Source organism: Caldimonas manganoxidans ATCC BAA-369 (genome assembly GCF_000381125.1).
Taxonomy (GTDB): domain Bacteria; phylum Pseudomonadota; class Gammaproteobacteria; order Burkholderiales; family Burkholderiaceae_C; genus Caldimonas; species Caldimonas manganoxidans.
Window position 1 is genome coordinate 1 of the sequence record NZ_KB905970.1, and the last position, 21,576, is coordinate 21,576.

22 protein-coding genes are annotated in these 21,576 nt (G+C 65.3%); 12 read left to right on the plus strand and 10 right to left on the minus strand.

The window, feature by feature from the left end; genetic code table 11:
• Positions 1–219: 219 nt before the first annotated feature.
• Positions 220–867, minus strand: a complete 648-nt coding sequence (locus F615_RS0115545; RefSeq protein WP_019562094.1) for a GntR family transcriptional regulator — start codon at positions 865–867, stop codon at positions 220–222.
• A 222-nt stretch (positions 868–1,089) separates the two neighbouring features.
• Here F615_RS0115545 and F615_RS18845 point away from each other — a divergent pair, with 222 nt between their 5' ends.
• From F615_RS18845 to F615_RS0115590, 9 genes are read left to right on the plus strand one after another with little or no spacing between them, the layout of a single operon-like run.
• The gene (locus tag F615_RS18845) at positions 1,090–1,632 is read left to right on the plus strand and encodes a TRAP transporter small permease (protein WP_019562095.1); all 543 of its coding nucleotides are present in this window, start codon (positions 1,090–1,092) and stop codon (positions 1,630–1,632) included.
• Positions 1,629–2,918: a TRAP transporter large permease gene (locus F615_RS0115555; RefSeq protein ID WP_019562096.1), complete on the plus strand. Its 1,290-nt coding sequence runs from the start codon at positions 1,629–1,631 to the stop codon at positions 2,916–2,918. The genes F615_RS18845 and F615_RS0115555 overlap by 4 nt, the downstream gene beginning before the upstream one ends.
• A 30-nt stretch (positions 2,919–2,948) precedes the next feature.
• Complete coding sequence (locus tag F615_RS0115560) at positions 2,949–3,950, plus strand: DctP family TRAP transporter solute-binding subunit (RefSeq protein ID WP_019562097.1); 1,002 nt, start codon at positions 2,949–2,951, stop codon at positions 3,948–3,950.
• A 22-nt stretch (positions 3,951–3,972) separates the two neighbouring features.
• Complete coding sequence (locus F615_RS0115565; protein WP_019562098.1) at positions 3,973–4,929, plus strand: C-terminal binding protein; 957 nt, start codon at positions 3,973–3,975, stop codon at positions 4,927–4,929.
• Between the two features lie 36 nt (positions 4,930–4,965).
• On the plus strand, positions 4,966–5,613 hold the full coding sequence (locus F615_RS0115570; protein ID WP_019562099.1) for an RraA family protein: 648 nt from the start codon (positions 4,966–4,968) through the stop codon (positions 5,611–5,613).
• On the plus strand, positions 5,613–6,563 hold the full coding sequence (locus F615_RS0115575; RefSeq protein WP_019562100.1) for a sugar kinase: 951 nt from the start codon (positions 5,613–5,615) through the stop codon (positions 6,561–6,563). The genes F615_RS0115570 and F615_RS0115575 overlap by 1 nt, the downstream gene beginning before the upstream one ends.
• Positions 6,560–7,759: an L-dopachrome tautomerase-related protein gene (locus F615_RS0115580; RefSeq protein WP_019562101.1), complete on the plus strand. Its 1,200-nt coding sequence runs from the start codon at positions 6,560–6,562 to the stop codon at positions 7,757–7,759. Before F615_RS0115575 ends, F615_RS0115580 begins: the two co-directional genes overlap by 4 nt.
• Positions 7,756–8,490: an SDR family NAD(P)-dependent oxidoreductase gene (locus F615_RS0115585; protein WP_019562102.1), complete on the plus strand. Its 735-nt coding sequence runs from the start codon at positions 7,756–7,758 to the stop codon at positions 8,488–8,490. The genes F615_RS0115580 and F615_RS0115585 overlap by 4 nt, the downstream gene beginning before the upstream one ends.
• A gap of 10 nt (positions 8,491–8,500) precedes the next feature.
• Positions 8,501–8,992 carry a 2,4'-dihydroxyacetophenone dioxygenase family protein gene (locus tag F615_RS0115590; RefSeq protein WP_019562103.1) on the plus strand — a complete coding sequence of 164 codons (492 nt, stop codon included), beginning with the start codon at positions 8,501–8,503 and terminating at the stop codon, positions 8,990–8,992.
• A 215-nt stretch (positions 8,993–9,207) separates the two neighbouring features.
• Here the strand turns inward: F615_RS0115590 and F615_RS0115595 are convergent, their stop codons facing one another.
• Positions 9,208–9,516: a hypothetical protein gene (locus F615_RS0115595; RefSeq protein ID WP_019562104.1), complete on the minus strand. Its 309-nt coding sequence runs from the start codon at positions 9,514–9,516 to the stop codon at positions 9,208–9,210.
• 357 nt (positions 9,517–9,873) lie between these two features.
• Between F615_RS0115595 and F615_RS0115600 the strand changes: the two genes are divergently transcribed.
• On the plus strand, positions 9,874–10,107 hold the full coding sequence (locus tag F615_RS0115600) for a hypothetical protein (RefSeq protein WP_019562105.1): 234 nt from the start codon (positions 9,874–9,876) through the stop codon (positions 10,105–10,107).
• 40 nt (positions 10,108–10,147) lie between these two features.
• Positions 10,148–10,414, plus strand: a complete 267-nt coding sequence (infA, locus tag F615_RS0115605; protein WP_019562106.1) for a translation initiation factor IF-1 — start codon at positions 10,148–10,150, stop codon at positions 10,412–10,414.
• 3 nt (positions 10,415–10,417) lie between these two features.
• Here the strand turns inward: infA and hutG are convergent, their stop codons facing one another.
• The 5 genes from hutG to F615_RS0115630 are packed head-to-tail and all read right to left on the minus strand — an operon-like array spanning position 10,418 to position 17,218.
• Positions 10,418–11,350: a formimidoylglutamase gene (gene hutG, locus F615_RS0115610; RefSeq protein WP_019562107.1), complete on the minus strand. Its 933-nt coding sequence runs from the start codon at positions 11,348–11,350 to the stop codon at positions 10,418–10,420.
• Positions 11,347–12,567, minus strand: a complete 1,221-nt coding sequence (gene hutI, locus F615_RS0115615) for an imidazolonepropionase (RefSeq protein WP_019562108.1) — start codon at positions 12,565–12,567, stop codon at positions 11,347–11,349. Before hutI ends, hutG begins: the two co-directional genes overlap by 4 nt.
• Positions 12,564–14,108: a histidine ammonia-lyase gene (gene hutH, locus F615_RS0115620; protein WP_019562109.1), complete on the minus strand. Its 1,545-nt coding sequence runs from the start codon at positions 14,106–14,108 to the stop codon at positions 12,564–12,566. The genes hutI and hutH overlap by 4 nt, the downstream gene beginning before the upstream one ends.
• A gap of 2 nt (positions 14,109–14,110) precedes the next feature.
• A complete protein-coding gene (hutU, locus tag F615_RS0115625) occupies positions 14,111–15,814 on the minus strand; it encodes a urocanate hydratase (protein ID WP_019562110.1) in 1,704 nt (567 codons plus the stop codon).
• A 39-nt stretch (positions 15,815–15,853) separates the two neighbouring features.
• A complete protein-coding gene (locus F615_RS0115630) occupies positions 15,854–17,218 on the minus strand; it encodes a YjiH family protein (protein WP_019562111.1) in 1,365 nt (454 codons plus the stop codon).
• 137 nt (positions 17,219–17,355) lie between these two features.
• Between F615_RS0115630 and hutC the strand changes: the two genes are divergently transcribed.
• On the plus strand, positions 17,356–18,075 hold the full coding sequence (hutC, locus tag F615_RS0115635) for a histidine utilization transcriptional repressor HutC (protein WP_019562112.1): 720 nt from the start codon (positions 17,356–17,358) through the stop codon (positions 18,073–18,075).
• A gap of 6 nt (positions 18,076–18,081) precedes the next feature.
• Here the strand turns inward: hutC and F615_RS0115640 are convergent, their stop codons facing one another.
• The 3 genes from F615_RS0115640 to F615_RS20030 form a co-directional block, all read right to left on the minus strand.
• Positions 18,082–19,605 (minus strand): AMP nucleosidase, encoded by a 1,524-nt coding sequence (locus F615_RS0115640; RefSeq protein ID WP_026330381.1) that lies wholly within the window; start codon positions 19,603–19,605, stop codon positions 18,082–18,084.
• 117 nt (positions 19,606–19,722) lie between these two features.
• On the minus strand, positions 19,723–21,267 hold the full coding sequence (garD, locus tag F615_RS0115645; RefSeq protein ID WP_019562114.1) for a galactarate dehydratase: 1,545 nt from the start codon (positions 21,265–21,267) through the stop codon (positions 19,723–19,725).
• Between the two features lie 154 nt (positions 21,268–21,421).
• The coding region (locus F615_RS20030; RefSeq protein ID WP_156824670.1) for a transposase at positions 21,422–21,576 on the minus strand (155 nt) is incomplete at its 5' end.

Genomic DNA, 21,576 nt, shown 5'->3' on the forward strand with positions numbered 1-21,576 from the left:
GATGGTCAACCTGTACATGGCCGCACGGCGCGTGCCGGCATTGGTGCGCCCGTAATGGGCCCATCATGGCCCGGGCGGGCGCCGAAGGGCCCGCCAGTAAGGCCCTCGAGGCCGTAGAACGCGCCAAAAACGCTCCGTTTCGCCCCGCGCAGGACAATCTCGCCGCGGCGCGGGGCTTGATCAGCGTTTCCCTAGTGATCGCAATGGAGCTCTCGTGGACTAGGCACCACAGGCCAGTCGGTACCTAGGCTCGTTCTCGAAGATGTGTTCGTTGAGCATTTCGCAGGCCCGGTCCACCGAACCGCTAGAGACGGCCTCCACCAGGACCTGGTGACTGTCCACTGCATTTGCGATGGGAGAACGGTGCCTCAGCGCCGAGAGCTGATAGCGGATCAGTTCATAGCCCGATCGCAGATATTCATTGCGACAATGTGTGAAGAACTGCCAGTGGAAGTCCATGTCGATGCGCGCGAGAGCGGGCAGGTCCGAGCGGCGTTCTGCCTCCACCATCTGTGCCACCCGTTCTGCCATGTCGGACACCAGGCGATCCTTGTCGGTAGCGGCCGATTCGCGCAGCGCAGAGGTTTCGAGCATGGCACGAAAGCGTAGCAGCTGCCCCACCTGCTCGGGCTCCAGCGTAAAGATGAAGGTGCCGCGTTGGGGGTGGATCTCCACGAGGCCTTCCAGCTTGAGCCGTAGCAGGGCTTCCCGCACAGGGGTCTTGCTGATCCCCATGCGTTGAGCCAGCTGTGCCTCCGAAAGCTGCTCTCCCAGCCTGAACTCCCCGACGACGATGGCTTCGCGGATGCGCTGGAAGGCCAGCTCGGTCAGGGGCTGGGGACGTTCGAGTCTCAGCGGCTGGTTCACGGGGTCTCCAAAAGAACGGGCGGTTTCTTGGAGTATAGCGATGGCACTGCCTTCTCCTATCTGAGATGTTAGGAGGCAAACAGATGATCCGCATGGAAGTGGGCTGCATCAGAAAGCGGGAGTGGGTACCAACCTAAAAAGCAGCTGACTAGGGTTATCCCCTGTGACATCTGAGATATCAGATACGATACTTCAGCCAAGCGTGTAGGAGACATCGTGCAGATGACAGACACCTTGGCAGTACCGGCGGGCACCGGGCGGTGGGCCGCCGTTGAAGAGATCCTGGTCCGGGTCAACAAATGGCTGATCGGGGGCTTGATGGCGACCATGGCCGTGCTGGTGTTTGCCAACGTGGTCTCGCGGTATGTCTTCGGAACGTCTCTTATCTGGGTCGAAGAGCTGACGCAGTACGGGATGATCTGGGTGACCTATCTGGGTGCAGGCTTGGCGCTACGTGAGGGACGCCACGTGGCGGTGGATACCTTGCAAGACTGGCTGCCTCCTCGCCTGCGTCACGCGCTGAGGACCCTCATTGCCTGTGCGGTCGCGGCCTTCTTGCTTGCCGTGTGTGTGCTCGGGGCGCAAATCGTGCTGTTCACCTGGGATCAGGAGACGCCGGTTCTGGGTGTTCCGGCCGGGGTGCCCTACCTGGGAGTTCCCATCGGGGCCGCTATGTGCCTGCTCCATCTGGTGATGTTCTGGCGCGCCTTCGTCGAGCGTCGCTTCGAGCTCCAGGAGATCGCAGCCGAGGAGGTGCAGGTATGAGTGTGACCCTTGGGCTGGTGTTTGTGTTGGGTCTCCTGGTGGGGATGCCGATCGCCTTCACCATGGGGGCAGCAGGGCTCCTGGCGCTGGCGGTGGACGGCAAGCTCTCGCTACTGTCGGTGCCGCAGCGCTTTTTCGACGGCATCAACTCCTTCTCGCTGATGGCAGTGCCCTTCTTCATCCTGGCGGCCGACCTGATGACCGCGGGCGGGATCACCACGGCACTGCTGCGCTGCTCGAATGCCTTCCTCGGTCACATCCGCGGAGGGCTGGGGCATGTCAACGTGATGACTTCGCTGATGTTTTCGGGGATCAGTGGCTCAGCGCTGGCCGATGCGGCCGGTCCCGGGGCGATCTCGATGCGCATGATGGAGAAGGGAGGCTACGACAAGTACTACGCAGCCTCGTTGTCGGCGGCCAGCGCCACCATTGGCCCCATCATTCCGCCGTCGATCATCATGGTGATCTACGCGCTGTCGGACAGCCGCGTCACGCTGGGGGGGCTCTTCGTTGCGGGGATCCTTCCGGGCATCCTGCTGGCGCTGGCCTTGATGGCGGTGAACCACTGGATGACCATGCGCCACGGCTGGGGCGGTGTCCAGGCCCGCGTGTCGTGGCCCGAACGCTGGCGTGCGCTGTGGAAAGCGATGCCGGTGCTGATGATGCCGGTGATCATCATCGTGGGCATCCGCAGCGGGGTGTTCACCCCCACGGAAACCTCTGCGGTGGCGGTGTTCTATGCGCTCTTCGTCGGGCTATTTATTACCCGCACCCTGAACACGCAGGTCATTGGCAAAGTGCTGGTGCAAAGCGGGCTGGTCACGGCCGCTGCGCTCCTGATCGTGTCGATGGCTTCTTTGATGGCCTGGCTGCTGACCTTGCTGCAGATCCCCCAGACCATAGCTACGGCCATCGCGGGCGTCACCGACAGCGCTGTGATGGTGATGCTGATCGTGATGGTCTTCGTGCTGGTGTGCGGTCTGTTCATCGACACGCTGCCGGCGGTGATCATCCTGGTGCCAGTGCTGTCGCCGCTGGCCGATCAGTTCGGTATCCACCCCCTCCACTTTGCGATGGCCGTGATCATGAACCTCACGGTGGGCCTGATCACGCCGCCCATCGGAGGGGTGCTGTTCGTGATCACCTCGGTGGGGCGTCTGCGCATCGAGCGACTGGCCAAGGCCATCATGCCCCTGTTGTTGGCCGAATTTGTGGTCCTTCTCTGCGTGGTGCTCTGGCCTGCCTTGAGCACGACGGTTCCCGCCTGGCTGGGCTATGCCCGCTGATCTTCCCCTGACAACCGAAGGAGACAAACGATGAAATTGAAGTTTCTGGCCGTAGCGGCAATGGTCGCCTTTGCCTTCCCGGCGGTCCACGCGCAGAAGGTGCTGAAGTATGCGCATTTCCAGCCAGCGAAGGAGGACCAGCCCAAACACGCGGCGGCGCTGGTCTTCAAGGACTACGTCGAGAAAGCCACCAACGGCTCGATCAAGGTCGAGATCTATCCGGCCGGCCAGTTTGGCAAAGACCAGCCGACCATGGAAGCGCTGAAACTGGGTACGCTGGAAATGGCGGTCGTGCACGACGGCGCGATCGCCACCGCCTACAAGCCCATCAACGTGTTGGGCATTCCCTATCTCTTTGACAGTCATGAGCACGCCTGGGCGGTTTACGACTCGAAGTGGAAGGACGATCTCTCGGCGGACATGATCCGCAAGACGGGCATCCGGCTGCTGGGGCTGGCGGACAACGGGGTTCGGCACTTCACCAACAGCGTGCGGCCGATACAGACGCCGGCGGACATGAGGGGCTTGAAGATCCGGATCCAACCATCGCCGGTGTTCCGTGCGCTGGTCGAGGCCTTGGGCGCATCGCCATCGGCCATTCCATGGGCTGAACTGCCGACGGCGCTCCAGCAGAAAGTGGTTGACGGGCAGGAAAACGGGGTGACCAACATCCTGGCTGCGAGCCTTTACCAGCACCAAAAGTACGCCACGTTGGATGGGCACGTCTGGTCCATCCACGGCTACTTGATCAACGAGCGCTTCTACCAGGGCCTCAGTGCAGCCGAGCGCAAGGCGGTCGATGAGGCAACGGCCAAGGCCATTGCGATTCATCGCAAGATGACCAGCGACCAGGACAAGAACGCAAGGCAGATCCTGGAGCAGCACGGTATGCAGGTGTACACGCCCACCGCTGCTCAGATTGCAGAGTTCCGCAGCCTGGCCCAGCCGCCGGTGCGCAAATGGGCGGAGGCCGAAGTTGGCAAGAACTATGTGGACGCGCTGTTCGGTGCTGTCGAAGCCTTTCGCAAGTGAACGAGCCTGACAGGAAGGGTCTATGACAGAGCGACTGGTGGTGGCCTTGGACGACGGGTACGTGTCCTATGCCCAGGAGCAGCGGCTGCTGGCCGAGGCGGGCGCGAGGTTCGAACTGCGTCCCTGCCGAGGCGCGGAAGACAGCGCGGTGCGGGCGGTTCGCGGTGCCGACGTGGTGCTGGTGCGCGAGACACCCGTGAGTCAGCGTGTCATTGCGGCGATGGACCGTTGCCGAGGAATCATCCGCTATGGCATCGGCGTGGACAACATCGACCTGCAAGCGGCGCAAGAAAGGCGCATCCCCGTGGCCAACGTGCCCGACTATGGCACCGATGAGGTGGCTACTCACACTGTCGCTTTGGCCTTGGCAGCGATCCGGAGACTCAGGGCGCATGACGGACTCGTGAGGTCGGGCGGCTGGTCCTCCGGGGTACTACAGCCGATGTACCGACTGCGGGGGCGTACCCTGGGTCTGGTGGGATACGGGCGCATCGCTCGTCGGGTTCACGAGATGTTCAAGGGCTTTGGCTTTGCCCGCGTGCTCGTACATGACCATGACGCCGAACTCCCTCCCGGGGTCGAGGCCGCCAGCGTGGACGAGGTTTGCTCGCAGGCCGATCTGGTTTCCTTACATGTGCCGTTGACGCCCCAGACCCACCACCTCATCGACGATCGCCGGCTGCGTCTGATGCGTCCCACGACGGTGTTGGTCAATACCGCCCGGGGCGGCCTCGTGGACCTCGATGCGCTGCATGCTGCGTTGAGCGAGGGCCGCCTTTTGGCGGCAGGATTGGACGTCTTCGATCCCGAGCCTCCGCAGGTTAACCACCCACTGTTTGCCCTCGACAACATTGTTGTCACCAACCACATCGGCTGGTACAGCGAGGAGTCGATGAGCGAACTGCAGCGCAAGGCAGCGGAAGAAGCCGTCCGTGTGTTGCGGGGCACCCCCCCGCAGCATTGGCTCAACCGCTGGTGAGCAACTGAGTTTCCAACACTCAATACAAGAGATCCCATGAACGAACTGATTCAAGCCTTCAATACCGTGGCTGTAGCATCTGTCTCCGATGCCGTTGACAAGGTCTGCGGCCGTCGCGGCTTTCTCGACGCCGCCATCAAGCCACGGATCAACGACAAGCGTCTGTGCGGACCGGCAGCCACAGTCCTGGAAACCGCTACGGACGAATTCGTGCCTCCGCAGCATGCGCTCGACCTCATTGATGAGGCCCCCAGGGGCAGCGTCATCGTGATTGCCATCGACGCAGGCCAGAGCGATGTGGCCGTGTGGGGGGGGTTGATGACGGCTGGTGCCGTGGCCAACGGGCATGTCGGCGCCGTGCTCGACGGTGCGGTGCGTGACCTGGCTGAAATCCGCCGCGACTACGGGTTCCCCATCTACGCCCGCGATGTGAGCCCGGCCACCACCTTGGGCCGCTATCGCACCGTGGCTTCGCAGGTCCCGGTGAAGGTCGGGGGGGTCGTGATTCACCCGGGGGACATTCTGGTGGGTGACGTCGACGGCGTGGTGGTGGTGCCCAGGGGGCAGGCGGAAGAAGTGCTGAGGGTGGCGCAGGAGATTGACGCGCGCGAACTAGAGCAGGCGCAACTCATCCTGCAGGAGAAGTCGCTGCGCAAGGGTCTGGCTAAGTACGGGCGCATCTGATGGACCATACCCCGGCCGATATCCTCGCCTTCGGCGAGGCGATGGTGGAGTTCAATCAGACTGGACAGGGCGAAGGCCGCCTATACCTGCAGGGGTTTGGGGGCGACACGAGCAACTTCGCGATTGCAGCGGCCCGGCAAGGGGCTCGCGTGGCTTATGTGAGCGCAGTGGGCGACGACCCCTACGGGTGCTGGTTGCGTGCGCTGTGGGATCGCGAGGGCGTTGACCATTCCAGCGTCAAGACTGACCCCGATGCGTTCACCGGGATCTACTTCGTTACCCACGATACCGAAGGACATCACTTCAGCTTTTTCCGGGCGGGGTCTGCGGCGAGCCGCTATCGCGCCTCGGACCTGCCACTGGCGCGCATCGCGCAGGCCAAGGTGTTCCATCTCTCGGCGATTTCGGTGGCGATTTCCAACACCGCCTGCGATGCCGCCTATGCGGCGATCCATGCAGCCCGGAACGCCGGCGTGAAGATCAGCTTCGACACCAATCTGCGGCTCAAGCTCTGGCCGGTGGACAGGGCACGTGCCGTGATGCTCGACCTCATCCGCCATAGCGACATCTGCCTGCCGAGCTATGACGATCTGCGCGTCATCACCGGCTTGCAGGACCCCGACGATCTGGTCGACCTCTGCCTTGCACTGGGCGCTAAGACCGTGGCCCTCAAGCTGGGTGGGGAGGGGGCCCTGGTGGCCACGGCCAGTGAGCGACATCGCATTGCACCTCACCCGTGCACCCCAGTCGATGCGACGGGAGCTGGTGACACCTTCGCGGGCGCCTTCGTCGCGCGCCTCCTGGCAGGCGACACCCTTGTCGACGCGGCGCGCTACGCCGCGGTGGCGGCCGCGTTGTCCACCGAAGGCTACGGTGCGGTCGAACCGATTCCCTCGTCGGCGCGCGTGCGTGCTGCGCTTTCGTCCAACAACATCACGGAGACCATATGAACCGCTTGCTGACCCGCCTCATCCTCGCTCTCGGCGCTACGACGCTCAGCACGGTCAGCCACGCCGCTGAACCGAAGCTGGAAGTGGTCGCTGAATGGACGCGGCTGCACTACGACCTTGGCGACGCCGCCGCCGAGAAGGCCTACGACGACAAGCAGATCTGGAAGAAGGTGCTGATGCAGGGAGTCAAGGTCGACTCTCGAGGGAACATTTACGTCAGCACCGCACGCTGGGGCGGCAAGGAAGTGCCGGCTACTCTGTCCAAGCTGGTGAAAGTGGGGCATGAATGGAAGCTCCAGCCTTTCCCCAGCAAGGAGATGAACGACGTTGCCAATCCCAAGGGCCTCAAGGCAGTGCTGGGCTTCGAGATCGATCGCAATGACGTGATGTGGATCCTGGACCAGGGCCATATCGCTGGTGCCCCGTCAGGCCCGGGTGACGAGAAACTGATCGGCTGGGACCTGAAAACCGGCAAGGAAGTCGCTCGTTACGAGTTCACTGAAGCCGATAGCGACCGCAAGTGTTCGTTTCTGAACGACTTGGCTGTCGACAACGACGCCGGCGTCATCTACATATCGGACTCTGGCATCTTCTGCGACCCGCTCAAGGGAGGACTGATCGTCTACAACATGCGCACGAACCAAGCCAAGCGCGTATTGTCGGCACCGGAGTGGGTGAACGACGAGAAGTTCACCTTCCAGATCCACGGCCGCCCGGTGTTGAAGAACGGACCGATGCGAACCGGAGCCGACGGCATCGCGCTTTCCGGGGACAAGAAGACGTTGTACTGGACCAACCTCACCGGCAACCGCCTGCTGGCGTTGCCAACCCCGCTGATGCGCGACTTCTCGAAGTCGGAGGATGAGATCAAGAAGGCCGTGAAAGTGGTCGCCACGCTGCCGTCCAATACCGACGGCATGACCGCCGACCGTGATAACAACCTCTACATGACGGCGCTGACGCTCAATGGTGTCATGAAGCGAGACGCCAAGAGTGGCGCGGTCAGCTTGCTGGTGAGCAGCGATGAAATTTCCTGGCCCGACACGCTCGCTTGGGGGCCGGGCGGCACGCTGTATCTGGTCAGCAACCACCTTCATCTGTGGGTCGACGGCGACATGGACTTCGACAAACCAAAGGTTCCCAATTTCCGCATCTACCGGATGAAGCTCGGCGCGAAGCCATACCACGCAAAATGAATTTCGATAACCAGTTCCAGGGCCGCCAGGTACTGGTCGTCGGCGGCACCAGCGGAATCGGCGCGGCCATCGCTGCGGCGTTCGCGGCTGCTGGCGCACGGGTGACGGTAACTGGCGCAACCCATCGAGAGTGCGAGGCGGCAGTTGCCGCACCCAGCTTGGCGGCGGTGAGTGTGCGGCGACTCGACGTGCGCGATGCCGCGGCGGTGGCCGCCTGCGTCGGCGAACAGTCCGAGTTGGCAGTGCTGGTCAACTGCGCTGGCGTGATCCGCCGCGGCGAGGAACACGATCCCGAAGTGTTTGCCGAAGTGCTAGACATCAACCTCAACGGCACAATGCGCACCTGCTCCGCAGCGCGGTCGCTGCTGCGCGAGACCGGGGGCTGCATCATCAACACGGCTTCGATGCTGAGCTTCTTCGGAGGTGGACTGGTACCTGGTTATGCAGCCAGCAAGGGAGGTGTGGCCCAGCTTACCAAGTCGCTGGCCATCGCGTACGCAGCAGATGGCATCCGCGTCAATGCCATTGCCCCCGGATGGATCGCCACGCCGCTTACGCAAGCGCTCCAGGACGACCCCGCCCGCAGCCAGCCTATTGTGGCGCGCACACCGCTTGGGCGCTGGGGTACCCCCCAGGATGTTGCCGGTGCGGCGCTGTTCCTGGCCTCGGGCTGGGCCGGCTTCATCACCGGGGTTGTGCTTCCCGTGGATGGCGGCTATCTGATTGCCTGAAGGAGTTGCAATGATTATTCAACAGCCGGGCATTCAACCCGAAATCGCCATCCAAGCCTTGCCCGATGACGAACGCGTCTGGGTGCCGCAGGCGGAGAACGTGTGGTTCCGTCCGTTGCTGCTCAACACCGTCACCGGCAGCTGGTGCAATTTGCTGCGTGTGCGAAAGTCTGGCGTGCTGTCGCGCCACATCCACCCGTCATGGGTGGTGGGCTATGTCATCGAGGGCGCCTGGCGCTATCTGGAGCACGACTGGGTAGCGCGAAAAGGGACCTTTGTTTATGAACCCCCCGGGGAAATCCACACGCTGGTGGTTGACGAGACGGCGGACCATGCCACGGAGATGATCACGTTCTTCAACATCAGCGGGGCGATGGTGTACGTGGACGAGCATGGACGCCAGACTGGGTACGAGGACGTGTTCACGAAACTGCAGATGTGCCGCACCCACTACGAGCGGGTGGGACTGGGCGCCGGCTACGTCGAGCAGTTCGTGCGCTGAGCGGCAAGGAAGGCGGCCTTGGGTCGCTAGGGTTTGCCCCGCACCAAACGTGCAGCGAGGGGCGCGTAATTCGGTGCGCTACCCCGAAGTTCCCCCTGTGCGCCAAGGAGTCAGCCCACGCGGACTCCAGCTTTTTAGATCCTCGTCATCGGCGTTGCGCCGCTCACACGGACCCGCAACGGAGGGTCGGAGCGCTTCTACTGCGTCGCAACGGATTAGGGCACCTGTCCCGCCCACCCCAGCAGCTCCGCCAGGCGCCTGAGCACCCACTGCACCTCTTGCGGGCTCAGATCCAGTGGGCTGCTTTCGTGCAGGCCGCGGCCGATGCGTGCCAGCACATCGGCTTCGGTGGCATGCAATTCCCAGCGCTTGGTGCGCGCCGTCTCGGTGAGCATCTGGGCCAGGTCTTCGCACAGTTCATGGCGCTGCGCGATCTCGGCCCAAGGCCGATTCGGTTTGAGGCGGCCTGGCTCCTGGAACAAGGCCACGAAAGACGGGGGCACCTCGATGGGCAATTCCTGCATGGCCAGGATTGTCGCGCATGCCGATGCCCCACCCGGGTATACTCGAACGCTTCTACTGCAATTGCCGCGCGGCGTTCAGAGTCCTCCAAGAGCCCAAGGGGCTTGGTGCACGAGGTGGCGCGTGGCGGGATCGGCCGGTGCGCCGAGGCTTCGAGCCAGGCTACATGCTCGAAGGCCGTGGTGTGTGCTTTCTCCGTCGGAAAGCTTCCTTCGCTGCTGCCTTGCCGAGATCGTGCAAGGTCAGCTCTTTCGTTCTACGGGCCGCCACGGGCGGCCTTGCGTCCGGCCCTTGGGGGCCGGCCTCGATACCTTTGGGAAGGGCATGACGCCGTCAAGGCCTCATGCGCAAAACAACTCATGCAAGCCCATTCAGAGCCACCGTTTTCGGTGGGCAAATACCTTGTGTCTCCACTGTCACGCCGCAACGATGCCGGCGGCTACGCCGCATCGGTGTCGATTCGCAGCGGTCGGGGCGCGGGCACACATGACCGTGTGTTCCGCTTTGCCACGAGCTTCGAAACCTGCGAAGGCGCTTTGCGTCATGCCGCCGAGCAAGGTCGGCTATGGGCGCAGCGCGCCCTCCTGGCCTGAGCCTGGTGAGCGCAACCCCAGCATTTCTCAAGGAGTCGATATGGCCAAGGAAGAACTGATCGAGATGCGCGGCAGGGTCGAGGAAGTGTTGCCGGATTCGCGCTACCGTGTGACGCTGGACAATGGCCATAGCCTCGTGGCCTACACCGCAGGCAAGATGCGCAAGCATCACATTCGCATTCTTGCGGGCGACCATGTCTCGCTGGAGCTGTCGCCCTACGACCTCAGCAAAGGCCGCATCACCTTCCGCCACCTGGAGACCCGCGCGTCGGGCCCGCGTGCGGCGCAGCGGCCCCACGGCCGCTGAGGCTCAAGCTCGGGCCGCACGAGCGATGCGTGCGGCCAACCGGGCGGCCACCCTCGCGGTCAGCCCGTCGCGGTCGAAGGCCGGGTTGAGCTCGGCGATATCGGCCAAGGCCACGCGGCCGCTGGCCATCACCTGATCGACCAGGGCCTCGACATGCGCAAGCGGCACCCCCAGCGGCGCTGGGGCCGACACGCCCGGCGCCAGCGCAGCAGGCAGCACGTCCAGGCACAGCGTGAGGTAAACCGCTTCACACGCGATCAAGTCGCGGGCGAGTTCGGCTTGCGCCATCCGCAGGCCTTCGGGCGATTGAAGGGCCTCATCCAGCCAGTATTTCACGCCCAGGGCCTGGGCCCGGTCGAACAAGGCTTGAGTGTTGGCAAAGCGGCTGATGCCCAACACCCGGTAGTCGAAGGGCCGGCCCTGCGCAGCACACCAGCGTTGGATTTGCAGGAAGGGCGTGCCCGAGTTGCCCTGGCGCGCTTCACGCAGGTCGAAGTGGGCATCGAGGTTGATGACGAGCACACGCTGCAGATCCGGCCGACCCTGCATCAGACCCTGAAAGCTGCCCCAAGCGACTTCATGGCCGCCGCCCAGCACCATCGGCAGATGGCCTTGCCGCAGCACCTGGGCCACGCGCGCGGCCAGCGTGGTCTGGGCGATGTCGAGTTCACCATCTTCACAGACCACGTCGCCGCCATCGAACACCATTGGCTCGCCCAGCACGGGCAGGTTGGCCAGGGCCGATCGCAGGGCCGCGGGCCCCTGGGCCGCGCCGGGGCGGCCACCGTTGCGGCGCACGCCCTCGTCGCAGGCGAAGCCCAGCAGCACGATGCCGCCGCGGCTGCTGGGGCGCCAGGGCTGCACATGCTGATGCCAGCGGGTGGTCACGCCGCTGTCTTCGCTGTCGATGCGACCTTGCCAGACGTCGGGGTTCATCGTGCGATCTCGCCGGCCACCACCACCTGGGTGCAGGGCGCGTGGCCAAACCAGTAGCAAAGCTCATTGGGATGATCGAGCGCCCACACGGCCAGGTCGGCGCGCTGGCCGGCCTGCAGGGTGCCGCGGTCGCGCAAGCCCAGCGCGCGGGCGGCGTGCACCGTGATGCCGCGCACGGCCTCCAGCGGCGTCAAACGGAACAAGGCGCAGGCCATGTGGGCCATCAGCGGCAGCGACAGCGCCGGCGAGGTGCCGGGGTTGTGGTCCGTGGCCACGGCCATGGGCACGCCGGCTTCGCGCAGCGCGGCGATGGGCGGCAGCTTCGTCTCGCGCAGCATGTAGAAGGCGCCGGGCAGCAGCACGGCCACGCTGCCGGCGCAGCGCATCGCGGCAATCCCGTCCGGGCCCAGGTGTTCGAGGTGGTCGCACGACAACGCGCCGAAGGAGGCGGCCAGAACCGCGCCGCCCTGGTCCGACAGTTGCTCGGCATGTAGCTTCACTGGCAGGCCCAGTCGGCGGGCGGCCTCGAACACGCGGCGGGTCTGCGCCGGGGTAAAGGCCAGGTGCTCGCAGAAAGCGTCCACCGCATCGACCAGGCCCTCGGCGTGTAGCGCGGGCAGCCACGCGCACACGGCGTCGATGTAGTCGTCGCTGCGGCCGTCATATTCCGGGGGCAGGGCGTGCGCCCCGAGATAGGTGGTGCGCACCGTCAGCCCCAGGGCTGCGCCCAGGCGCCGCGCCACGCGCAGACAGCGCGCCTCGGCCTCCTGCGACAGGCCATAGCCCGACTTCACTTCCAGCGTGGTCACGCCCTGGGCTCGCAGGGCCTGGGCCCGCAAAGCGGCCAGGCGCAGCAGTTCGTCGTCGGTGGCCGCACGCGTGGCAGCCACGGTCGAACGGATGCCGCCGCCGGCACGGGCGATGTGTTCGTAGCTGGCCCCTTGGAGGCGCAGCTCGGCCTCATCGGCTCGCTGCCCGGCATAGACCAGATGGGTGTGGCAATCGATCAGGCCGGGGGTGACCAGGGCGCCGCCCAGGTCATGTTCGGCCTCCACCTGGAGGCCGGCGGGCAATTGGCTGGCCGGTCCCACCCAGGTGATGCGCGGGCCTTGCGTGAGCACGGCACCGTCATCGATCAGGCCCCAGCCTTCGCCAGCCAGCGTGGCCAGGCGGGCGTGACGCCAAAGGGTGAGCGGGGTCGGCGGCCTTGGCATCATCCATCCTTCCACAGCTGCGCGAGCAGATCGTCGTTGCCGGCGCCTGCGGCCCCCCGCAGCACCAGCGCCTTGGCGGCTTCGATGTCGGGGGCGAACAGGCGATCCTGGTCGTAGAAGGGCACCTGCGCGCGCAAGAGGGCGTGCAGATGTTGCAGACGTGGCGAGGTCCGCAGCGGGCGGTGAAAGTCCACCCCCTGCGCGGCGGCCAGCCACTCGATCGCCAGAATGGTGGCGCTGTGGTCGGCCATCGCGTCCAGGCGTCGAGCAGCGAAAGTGGCCATGCTCACATGATCTTCCTGGTTGGCACTGGTGGGCAAGCTGTCCACGCTGGCCGGATGCGCCAGCGACTTGTTCTCTGAGGCCAAGGCGGCCGCCGTGACGTGGGCGATCATGAAGCCGCTGTTCAGTCCGGGGTTGTCCACCAGGAAGGGCGGCAGGCCCGACAGCGTGCTGTCGATCAGCAAGGCGATGCGCCGCTCGGACAGCGCCCCGATCTCGGCCAGCGCCAGGGCCAGGCTGTCCGCGGCAAAGGCCACGGGCTCGGCGTGGAAGTTGCCGCCGGAGAGCACCTCGCCGGTGTCTGCAAACACCAGCGGATTGTCGGTGACGGCGTTGGCCTCGAAGAGCAAGGTGCGCGCGGCCTGGGCGATGAGGTCGCGGCAGGCGCCCATCACCTGAGGCTGGCAGCGTAGGCTGTAAGGGTCTTGCACGCGTTCGTCGTTGACGAGGTGCGAGCGCCGGATCTCGCTGCCTTGGAGCAAGCCGCGCGTGACCGCGGCGCTGGCGATCTGGCCGGGTTGCCCGCGCAGCGCATGGATGCGGGCATCGAAAGGCGTGTCGCTGCCTCTGGCGGCGTCCACCGAGAGCGCTCCGATGAGGTGGCCGGCTTCCAGCAACCGCTCGGCCATGAACAGTCCATGCAGGGCCAGTGCGGTGGAGACCTGGGTGCCGTTGATCAGCGCCAGTCCTTCTTTGGCCGCCAGTGTCAGTGGCACGATGCCGGCGGCCTGCAAGGCGGCCGCGGCCGGCATCACGCGGCCGTCCATGCGCACCTCGCCTTGGCCCATGAGCGCCAGGGTCATGTGCGACAGCGGGGCCAGGTCGCCCGAGGCCCCGACCGAGCCCTTGGACGGGATGAGCGGCATGATGCCCGCGTTGAGCAGGGCCAGCAGGGTGTCAATGACCACTGGGCGCACGCCCGAATGGCCGCGCGCCAGGCTGGCTGCTTTCATCGCCATCACCAGCCGCACGGTGGCATCGCTCATCGGCTCGCCCGTGCCCACGGCATGCGACAGGATGAGATTGCGTTGCAGCTGTTCGAGCTGGGCCTCAGGAATGCGCGTTTTGGCCAGCTTGCCAAAGCCGGTGTTGATGCCGTAGGCCGCCACACCCCGTGCCACGATGGCCTCGATGGCGGCCGCGGAGTCGCGGATGGTTGCATGCGCGGACTCGGGCAGGACCACGCGCTGCGGGGCGCTCCACAGAGCACGCAGTTCGCCCAGGGTCAGCCGGCCAGGATGGAGAACCAAGGTGTCTTGCATGCTCAGGCCCGGTCGATCATGGGCAGATGGAGCCCGTGTTTCTTCGCGGTGGCCATGGCCAGGTCGTACCCCGCATCGGCATGGCGCATCACGCCCGAGCCGCAGTCGTTGACCAGCACGCGCGCCAGGCGCCGGGCCGCGGCCTCGGTGCCGTCGGCCACGATGACCATGCCCGCATGCTGAGAGTAGCCCATGCCCACGCCGCCGCCATGGTGCAAGCTGACCCAGGTAGCGCCGCCGGCGGTGTTGAGCAGGGCATTGAGCAGCGGCCAATCGGAGACGGCGTCGGTGCCGTCGCGCATGCCCTCGGTTTCGCGGTTGGGGCTGGCCACCGAGCCGGTGTCGAGGTGGTCGCGTCCGATCACGATGGGGGCCTTGAGTTCCCCTTTGCGCACCATCTCGTTGAAGGCCAAGCCGGCGCGGTGGCGCTCGCCCAGGCCCAGCCAGCAGATGCGTGCGGGCAGGCCTTGGAAGGCGATGCGTTCGCGCGCCATGTCCAGCCAGCGGTGGGTGTGGTGGTTGTCGGGGAAGAGTTCCTTGATCTTGGCGTCGGTCTTGTAAATGTCATCCGGGTCGCCCGACAGCGCCACCCAGCGGAAGGGGCCCTTGCCCTCGCAGAACAGCGGGCGGATATAGGCCGGCACGAAGCCGGGGAAGTCGAAGGCGTTTTTCACGCCGTGGTCGTGCGCCACCTGGCGGATGTTGTTGCCGTAGTCCACCGTGGGCACCCCCATCGCGTGGAAGTCGAGCATGGCCTGCACGTGCACGGCACAGCTCTTTGCAGCGGCGTCCTGCAGTGTGGCGTGCAGGGCAGGATCGCGTTGGGCGGCCTTCCACTGTTCGATGGTCCAGCCGGCAGGCAGGTAGCCGTGGATGAGGTCGTGGGCCGAGGTCTGGTCGGTCACGAGGTCTGGCTTCGGGCCGCCGGCTTTGGCGCGCTGGACGAGTTCGGGCAGCACCTCGGCGGCATTGCCCAGCAGCGCAATGGAGACGGCCTCCTTACGCTCGCAGTGGTGGCGCACCATGGCCAGGGCTTCGTCGAGGTTGCGGGCCTGCTTGTCTACATAGCGCGTGCGCAGCCGAAAGTCGATGCGGCTTTGCTCGCACTCCACGGTCAGCGAGACCGCGCCGGCCAATGTGGCGGCCAGTGGCTGGGCGCCGCCCATGCCGCCCAGGCCGGCGGTGAGAATCCATTTGCCCGACCAATCGCCGCCATGATGCTGGCGGCCGGCCTCGACGAAGGTCTCGAACGTGCCCTGCACGATGCCTTGGCTGCCGATGTAGATCCAGCTGCCGGCCGTCATTTGGCCGTACATGAACAGACCCCGGCGGTCCAGATCGTTGAAGTGCTCCCAGGTGGCCCACTTGGGCACGAGATTGGAGTTGGCGATCAGCACGCGTGGGGCGTCGGGGTGGGTCTTGAACACGCCCACGGGCTTGCCCGACTGGATCAGCAGCGATTCGTCGTCGTCGAGCTCGCGCAGGCAGGCCAGGATGCGATCGAAGCACTCCCAGTTGCGCGCGGCGCGGCCGATGCCGCCATAGACCACCAGGGCTTGCGGGTTCTCGGCCACGTCCGGGTCGAGGTTGTTCTGCAGCATGCGGTAGGCGGCCTCGGTGAGCCAGCTCTTGCAATGCAGCTCGCAGCCGCGCGGGGCGCGGATCACGCGGGTCGGGTCGTAGCGGGGGTCGGGTTGGGGAGTCATGGGGTTCTCCAGGGCAAGACAATGTGGCGGCAGGGGAGGTCAGGCCGGCAGCACCAGCCAGCCCAAGGCCAAGCCCACACGCAGCGCGATGGCGCCAAGAACGATGCTCAGCACACTGCGCAGCAGCCAGATCACGAGCAAGTCGCGGAACTTGACCGGGATGCGCGTGGCCAGGATGCAAGGTACGCAGCCGGACAGGAAAAGCACGGTGCTGATCGAGACCAGGGCTACCAGGAAGCGCAGCAGGAACTCGGCGTCTTTGAGCAGGATGGCCGGCAGAAACATCTCGGCCAGGCCCGAGGCGAAGGCGCCGCTGGCGGCCGTGGCGTTGTCCAAGCCCAGCAAGGCACCGGCGACCCACAGCGCGGGCTTCAGCAACACTCCGATCCAGTCGAATACGGGCGTGAACTTGGCCAGGCACAGGCCGGCAAAGCCCACCGCCAGGATGCTGGGGGTGACCACGGCAGACATTTGCAAGCCATCTTTCAGATGTGCCCACAGCATCTTCGGCAGCGGATCGCGCGATTGGTAACGTGCCACCCCGGCTTGCAAGGCCTGCCGCCAGCGGGGGCCGACGGGCTGGCCAGGGTCGACCTCGTCGGGAGTGCGGCGGCGGTCGTCCATGCCGGCGATGGGCGGCAGGTAGGCCGTGATCGCGGTGACGGCGAAAGTCACGACGAAGCTGGCCCAAAAGAAGAAGGTCCAGTGCTCCATCAGGCCCAGGGTCTTGGCCACGACGATCATGAAGGTGGCTGAGACCGTGGAAAAACCTGTGGCGATGACCATGGCCTCGCGCACCGTGTACTTGCCTTGCAAGTACATGGCGTTGGTGACGAGTAGGCCGATCGAATAGCTGCCGACGAAGGAGGTCACGGCATCGATGGCCGAGTAGCCGGGGGTGCGGAACAGCGGGCGCATCACGCGTTCCATCAGCACGCCCACCAGCTCCAGCAGGCCAAAGCCCACCAGAAAAGTCAGCGCCAGTGCGCCGATGGGGATGAGCACACCCACCGACAGCGCCAGCTTCTCGAAAAGGAAGGGCAGCATGTCTTTCTGGCTGGCCCAGTCGGGCGCCAGGCCAGTCAGGTACAGCGTTGCCAGTGCCAAGCCAGTCAGCTTGACCACGCTGAACACCCGCGTGGTGATGCTCTGGCCGAAGGTGCCGGTGACGAAGGGCGCGAATGCTCCCCAAGCCATCAGCGCCAACACGAAGACCGCTGCGAGGCTGCGCTGCTCGCGCACCAGGTAGCTGCTGATGTGGTCGATCGGGATGGTGCGGCGGCCACCGATCTCGAGGTCGACGAAGAACAGGAAGACGCCCAGCGCGCTGAAGGCCAGCAGCTTGAGCAACGGAAGGGTCAAGCCCCTGCGCGGCAAGGCCAGGGCGGTGTCAGGGCGGCTCATGCGGTCTCCTTGGCTGTGATGAACCTATACAAATAGGTTCATATTGTCAAAAGTTGTATATACATTTTGTTTGTCGACACCGAAGGCCGTCAATACAATCGGCCGCAGAACGTCTTGGTGATTTCCCTAGGATGAACATGCCTTCCCGGTCCGCCGATGGGGCCCGCCTGCCGGCCTACCAGGCCATCAAGGCCCATGTGCTCGAACGCATCCAAAGCGGGCAGTGGAAGGAGGGCGAAGCCATCCCCGGCGAAGAGGCGCTGGCGCGGGAGTTCGGTGTCTCGCGCATGACGGTCAACCGCGCGATCCGCGAGCTCAGCGATGAGCAGATCGTCGTGCGGGTGCAGGGCTCGGGCACCTTCGTGGCTCAGCAGAAGTACCAGTCCACGCTGGTGGAGATCCGCAACATCGCCGACGAGGTGGCTGCGCGCGGCCATGTACACCGCAGCGAACTGCAGCTGCTCGAGCGCTGCAAGGCCACCGAAGTGCTGGCGCGCCAATTCGGGCTGCCCTCACGCGCGTTGCTGTTCCATTCGGTGGTGGTGCACTACGAAAACGACCTGCCCATCCAGGTGGAAGACCGCTACGTCAATCCCCTGGTGGCGCCTGACTACATGGCCCAGGACTTCCGCAGCCAGACGCCCAATGCCTACCTGATGCGCGTGGCGCCGCTGCAAGGCGTGCGCTTTGCCATCGAAGCCTGCTTGCCCCCCAAAGAGATTGGTGAGCTGCTGCACATGGGGCCGCACGAGCCCTGCCTGGTGCTGCGCCGCCAGACCCATTCGCTGGGTCAGGTGGCCTCGGTGGCGGCGATGTGGCATCCGGCCTCGCGCTACCAGTTCACGGGCAGTTTTTGAGGTCGCTCACTGGAAGGCCACCTCGGCGAAGCTGCGCAGCTTGCGGCTGTGCAGTCGGTCGATGCCCTGGCCGCGCAGGATCTCGATGGCGCGGATGCCGATGCGCAGGTGCTGGTCCACGCGCTCACGGTAAAACTGGTTGGCCATGCCTGGCAGCTTGAGCTCGCCGTGCAGCGGTTTGTCGCTCACGCACAGCAAAGTGCCGTAGGGCACGCGGAAGCGGAAACCATTGGCTGCCACGGTGGCGCTTTCCATGTCCAGCGCCACGGCGCGGCTCTGGCTGAAGCGGCGCTCGGGGGTGCGGTGCGGCAGCAGCTCCCAGTTGCGGTTGTCGGTGCTGGCCACCGTGCCGGTGCGCAAGATGCGCTTGAGCTCGTAGCCGCTCAGTTGTGTGATGTCGGCCACGGCGGTTTGCAGCGCAATCTGGATCTCGGCCAGAGCCGGGATCGGCACCCACAGAGGCAAATCTTCGTCCAGCACATGGTCTTCACGCACGTAACCGTGGGCCAGCACATAGTCGCCCAGCTGCTGGCTGTTGCGCAAGCCGGCGCAGTGACCCAGCATGATCCATGCATGCGGCCGCAGCACGGCGATGTGGTCGGTGATGGTCTTGGCATTGGCCGGACCCACACCGATATTGACCATCGTGATGCCCGCACGGTCGCGTCGCACCAGGTGGTAGGCCGGCATTTGCGGCAGGCGCGGCGGCGGTGCGCCCAGCGCGTCCTCGGGCTCGGGGGCCTCGCCCCGGCGGCGTGTGATCACATTGCCGGGCTCGACGAAGGCCACATAGCCGTCGTCGGCCGCGGCGTCTTTGGAGGGGGTGAACAGCGCCCCCTGGTTGGGCGCCTGCGTCATCAGCTCGCGGCCCAGGCGCACGAACTCGTCGATGTAGAACTGGTAGTTCGTGAACAGCACGAAATTCTGAAAATGCTCGGGCGCGGTGCCGGTGTAGTGGCGCAGGCGGTGCAACGAGTAGTCCACGCGCGGTGCAGTGAACAGCGCCAGCGGGCGCGGCTCGCCCGGCGCGGGCTCGTAGGTGCCATTGGCGATGCCGTCATCCATCGCGCCCAAATCGGGCAGATCGAACAGATCGCGCAGCCGCAGGCGGCGGGCCGCATCCAGCTGACCTTCCACGTGATCGGAGCCGTCCACCGCGAAGTGCACGGGGATCGGTTGCTGGCTCGTGCCCACTTCCAGCGGCACGCCGTGGTTGCGCAGCAGCAGCCGGAACTGCTCCAGGTAATAGTCTTCGTACAGGTCTGGCCGGGTCAGGGTGGTTTCGTAGGTGCCTGGGCCGGCGACGAAGCCGTAAGACAGGCGCGAGTCGGCCCGGGCCACCGTCTCGGTGCGCACCCGCACGTAGGGATAGCAGGCGCGCACGCGCTGCGTGAAATCCTCTCCGGCGGTGTAGCGTTGCAAGGCTTGACGCAGGTGGGCAAGGCTGTGCTCATAGATGGTGCGCACGCGTTGCAGCGCGGCGTGTGGGTCGTCGAAGCGTTCCGGAGCAAAAAACGGGGGCATCCACATGGCCATGAGGGCAAACGAAATCGTCACACGAAACGGACATTGTGTGCCGAAAGTTTGGCCGGCCCCGGCCAGGGACCCAAAGCCCCTGGCCTTGTCGCATGGTGGAGGATGGCGCGCTCAGGTCACCGGCGCTGGATTGAACAGCACCTGCGCGTTGTGCAGCTTCCAGTGCTCGGCCCAGGTCTTTTTGCGGCCGCTGGCCACGTCGAGAATGAAATGGAAAAGCTCCCAGCCCACGTCTGCGATGCTGGCCTGTCCGTCGGCGATGCGGCCGGCATTGATGTCCATGAGATCGTGCCAGCGGCGGGCCAGCTCGGTGCGCGTGGCCACCTTGATCACCGGGCAGGCCGCCAGGCCATAGGGCGTGCCACGGCCGGTGGTAAAGACATGCACGTTCATGCCGGCGGCCAATTGCAAGGTGCCGCAGATGAAGTCGCTGGCGGGCGTGGCGGCATAGAGCAAGCCACGTTGACCGGCGCGCTCACCCGGAGGAACCACTCCCATGATCGGCGCGGTGCCGCTTTTGATGATCGAGCCCATCGCTTTTTCGACGATGTTGGACAACCCGCCCTTTTTGTTGCCGGGAGTGGTGTTGGCGCTGCGATCGACCTGGCCCCGCTTGAGGTAGGCGTCATACCAAGCCATTTGTTCGATCATGGCTTGCGCCACCTCGGGGGTGGCGGCGCGTGAAGTGAGCTGGTCGATGCCGTCGCGCACCTCGGTCACCTCGGAAAACATCACCGTGGCCCCGGCACGCACCAGCAAGTCGGTGCAAAAGCCCACGGCCGGATTGGCGGTGACGCCGGAGAAGGCATCGCTGCCGCCGCACTGCACGCCCACGACCAATTCGCTGGCGGGCACGGTCTCGCGCCGGCGAGCGTTCAGGCGTTGCAGATGCACCTCGGCCTGACGCATCAACGCATCGACCATCGAATGAAAGCCCACGTGAGCCTCGTCTTGCAGGCAAACCACGTCCAGGCTGCTGCTGCGATGATCATCGATGGGGATGCTGCCCGGCGGCAGCAGCCGTTCGGGTTGCAGCTTCTCGCAGCCCAGGCTGACGACCATCACCTCGCCGCCGAAATTGGGGTTGCGCGCCAGATTGCGCAGGGTGCGGATGGGGATCACCGCATCGGGCGCGTCGATGGCCACGCCGCAGCCGTAACCGTGCTCCAGCGCCACCACGTCATCGACGTTCGGATACTTGGGCAGCAGCTCTTGCTTGATGCGCTGGACTGCGAACGCGGTCACTCCCGCGACGCATTGCACCGTCTGTGTGATGGCCAGGATGTTGCGCGTGCCCACCGAGCCGTCGGGGTTGCGATAGCCCTCGAAGGTGTAGCCCTCCAAGGGCGCCACGGCCGGGGCGCGCACCGTGGCCATGGGCAGGTCGTCCAGCGGACGGGCCGCGGGCATGTGGAGCAGCCGCTCGTGCACCCAGCTGCCGGCCGGAATGTCGCGCACGGCGTAGCCGATCGGCACGTTGTAGCGCCGCACCGCCGCACCCTGCGGCAGATCGACCAACGCGACCTTGTGAGCCTGGGGCACATGTTCACGCAGCGTCAGGCCATCGACGACAGCGCCCGCCGGCAAGCCGCCTTCGTTGGCCACGATGGCCACGTTGTCGGCGGGGTGGATGCGGATCAGGATCGGACGAGTCATTGCGTCCTCAGGGCTTTAGGAAACGCTGATCAAGCCCCGCGCCGCGGCGAGATTGTCCTGCGCGGGGCGAAACGGAGCGTTTTTGGCGCGTTCTACGGCCTCGAGGGCCTTACTGGCGGGCCCTTCGGCGCCCGCCCGGGCCATGATGGGCCCATTACGGGCGCACCAATGCCGGCACGCGCCGTGCGGCCATGTACAGGTTGACCATCGCCAGCGCCGTGAAGGCGCGGTTGGCGTTCTTGGCCAGGCCTCGGTAGCGCACCTTGGCAAAGCCCCACAGGCGCTTGAGCACATGAAACGGGTGCTCGA

What these genes read in the sequence shown, in the direction of transcription:
- F615_RS18845 (WP_019562095.1), top strand. Translation starts at nt 1,090, where the DNA reads ATGACAGACACCTTGGCAGTACCGGCGGGCACCGGGCGGTGGGCCGCC.
- F615_RS0115555 (WP_019562096.1), top strand. Translation starts at nt 1,629, where the DNA reads ATGAGTGTGACCCTTGGGCTGGTGTTTGTGTTGGGTCTCCTGGTGGGG.
- F615_RS0115560 (WP_019562097.1), top strand. Translation starts at nt 2,949, where the DNA reads ATGAAATTGAAGTTTCTGGCCGTAGCGGCAATGGTCGCCTTTGCCTTC.
- F615_RS0115565 (WP_019562098.1), top strand. Translation starts at nt 3,973, where the DNA reads ATGACAGAGCGACTGGTGGTGGCCTTGGACGACGGGTACGTGTCCTAT.
- F615_RS0115570 (WP_019562099.1), top strand. Translation starts at nt 4,966, where the DNA reads ATGAACGAACTGATTCAAGCCTTCAATACCGTGGCTGTAGCATCTGTC.
- F615_RS0115575 (WP_019562100.1), top strand. Translation starts at nt 5,613, where the DNA reads ATGGACCATACCCCGGCCGATATCCTCGCCTTCGGCGAGGCGATGGTG.
- F615_RS0115580 (WP_019562101.1), top strand. Translation starts at nt 6,560, where the DNA reads ATGAACCGCTTGCTGACCCGCCTCATCCTCGCTCTCGGCGCTACGACG.
- F615_RS0115585 (WP_019562102.1), top strand. Translation starts at nt 7,756, where the DNA reads ATGAATTTCGATAACCAGTTCCAGGGCCGCCAGGTACTGGTCGTCGGC.
- F615_RS0115590 (WP_019562103.1), top strand. Translation starts at nt 8,501, where the DNA reads ATGATTATTCAACAGCCGGGCATTCAACCCGAAATCGCCATCCAAGCC.
- F615_RS0115595 (WP_019562104.1), bottom strand. Translation starts at nt 9,516, where the DNA reads ATGCAGGAATTGCCCATCGAGGTGCCCCCGTCTTTCGTGGCCTTGTTC.
- F615_RS0115600 (WP_019562105.1), top strand. Translation starts at nt 9,874, where the DNA reads ATGCAAGCCCATTCAGAGCCACCGTTTTCGGTGGGCAAATACCTTGTG.
- infA (WP_019562106.1), top strand. Translation starts at nt 10,148, where the DNA reads ATGGCCAAGGAAGAACTGATCGAGATGCGCGGCAGGGTCGAGGAAGTG.
- hutG (WP_019562107.1), bottom strand. Translation starts at nt 11,350, where the DNA reads ATGAACCCCGACGTCTGGCAAGGTCGCATCGACAGCGAAGACAGCGGC.
- hutI (WP_019562108.1), bottom strand. Translation starts at nt 12,567, where the DNA reads ATGATGCCAAGGCCGCCGACCCCGCTCACCCTTTGGCGTCACGCCCGC.
- hutH (WP_019562109.1), bottom strand. Translation starts at nt 14,108, where the DNA reads ATGCAAGACACCTTGGTTCTCCATCCTGGCCGGCTGACCCTGGGCGAA.
- hutU (WP_019562110.1), bottom strand. Translation starts at nt 15,814, where the DNA reads ATGACTCCCCAACCCGACCCCCGCTACGACCCGACCCGCGTGATCCGC.
- F615_RS0115630 (WP_019562111.1), bottom strand. Translation starts at nt 17,218, where the DNA reads ATGAGCCGCCCTGACACCGCCCTGGCCTTGCCGCGCAGGGGCTTGACC.
- hutC (WP_019562112.1), top strand. Translation starts at nt 17,356, where the DNA reads ATGCCTTCCCGGTCCGCCGATGGGGCCCGCCTGCCGGCCTACCAGGCC.
- F615_RS0115640 (WP_026330381.1), bottom strand. Translation starts at nt 19,605, where the DNA reads ATGTGGATGCCCCCGTTTTTTGCTCCGGAACGCTTCGACGACCCACAC.
- garD (WP_019562114.1), bottom strand. Translation starts at nt 21,267, where the DNA reads ATGACTCGTCCGATCCTGATCCGCATCCACCCCGCCGACAACGTGGCC.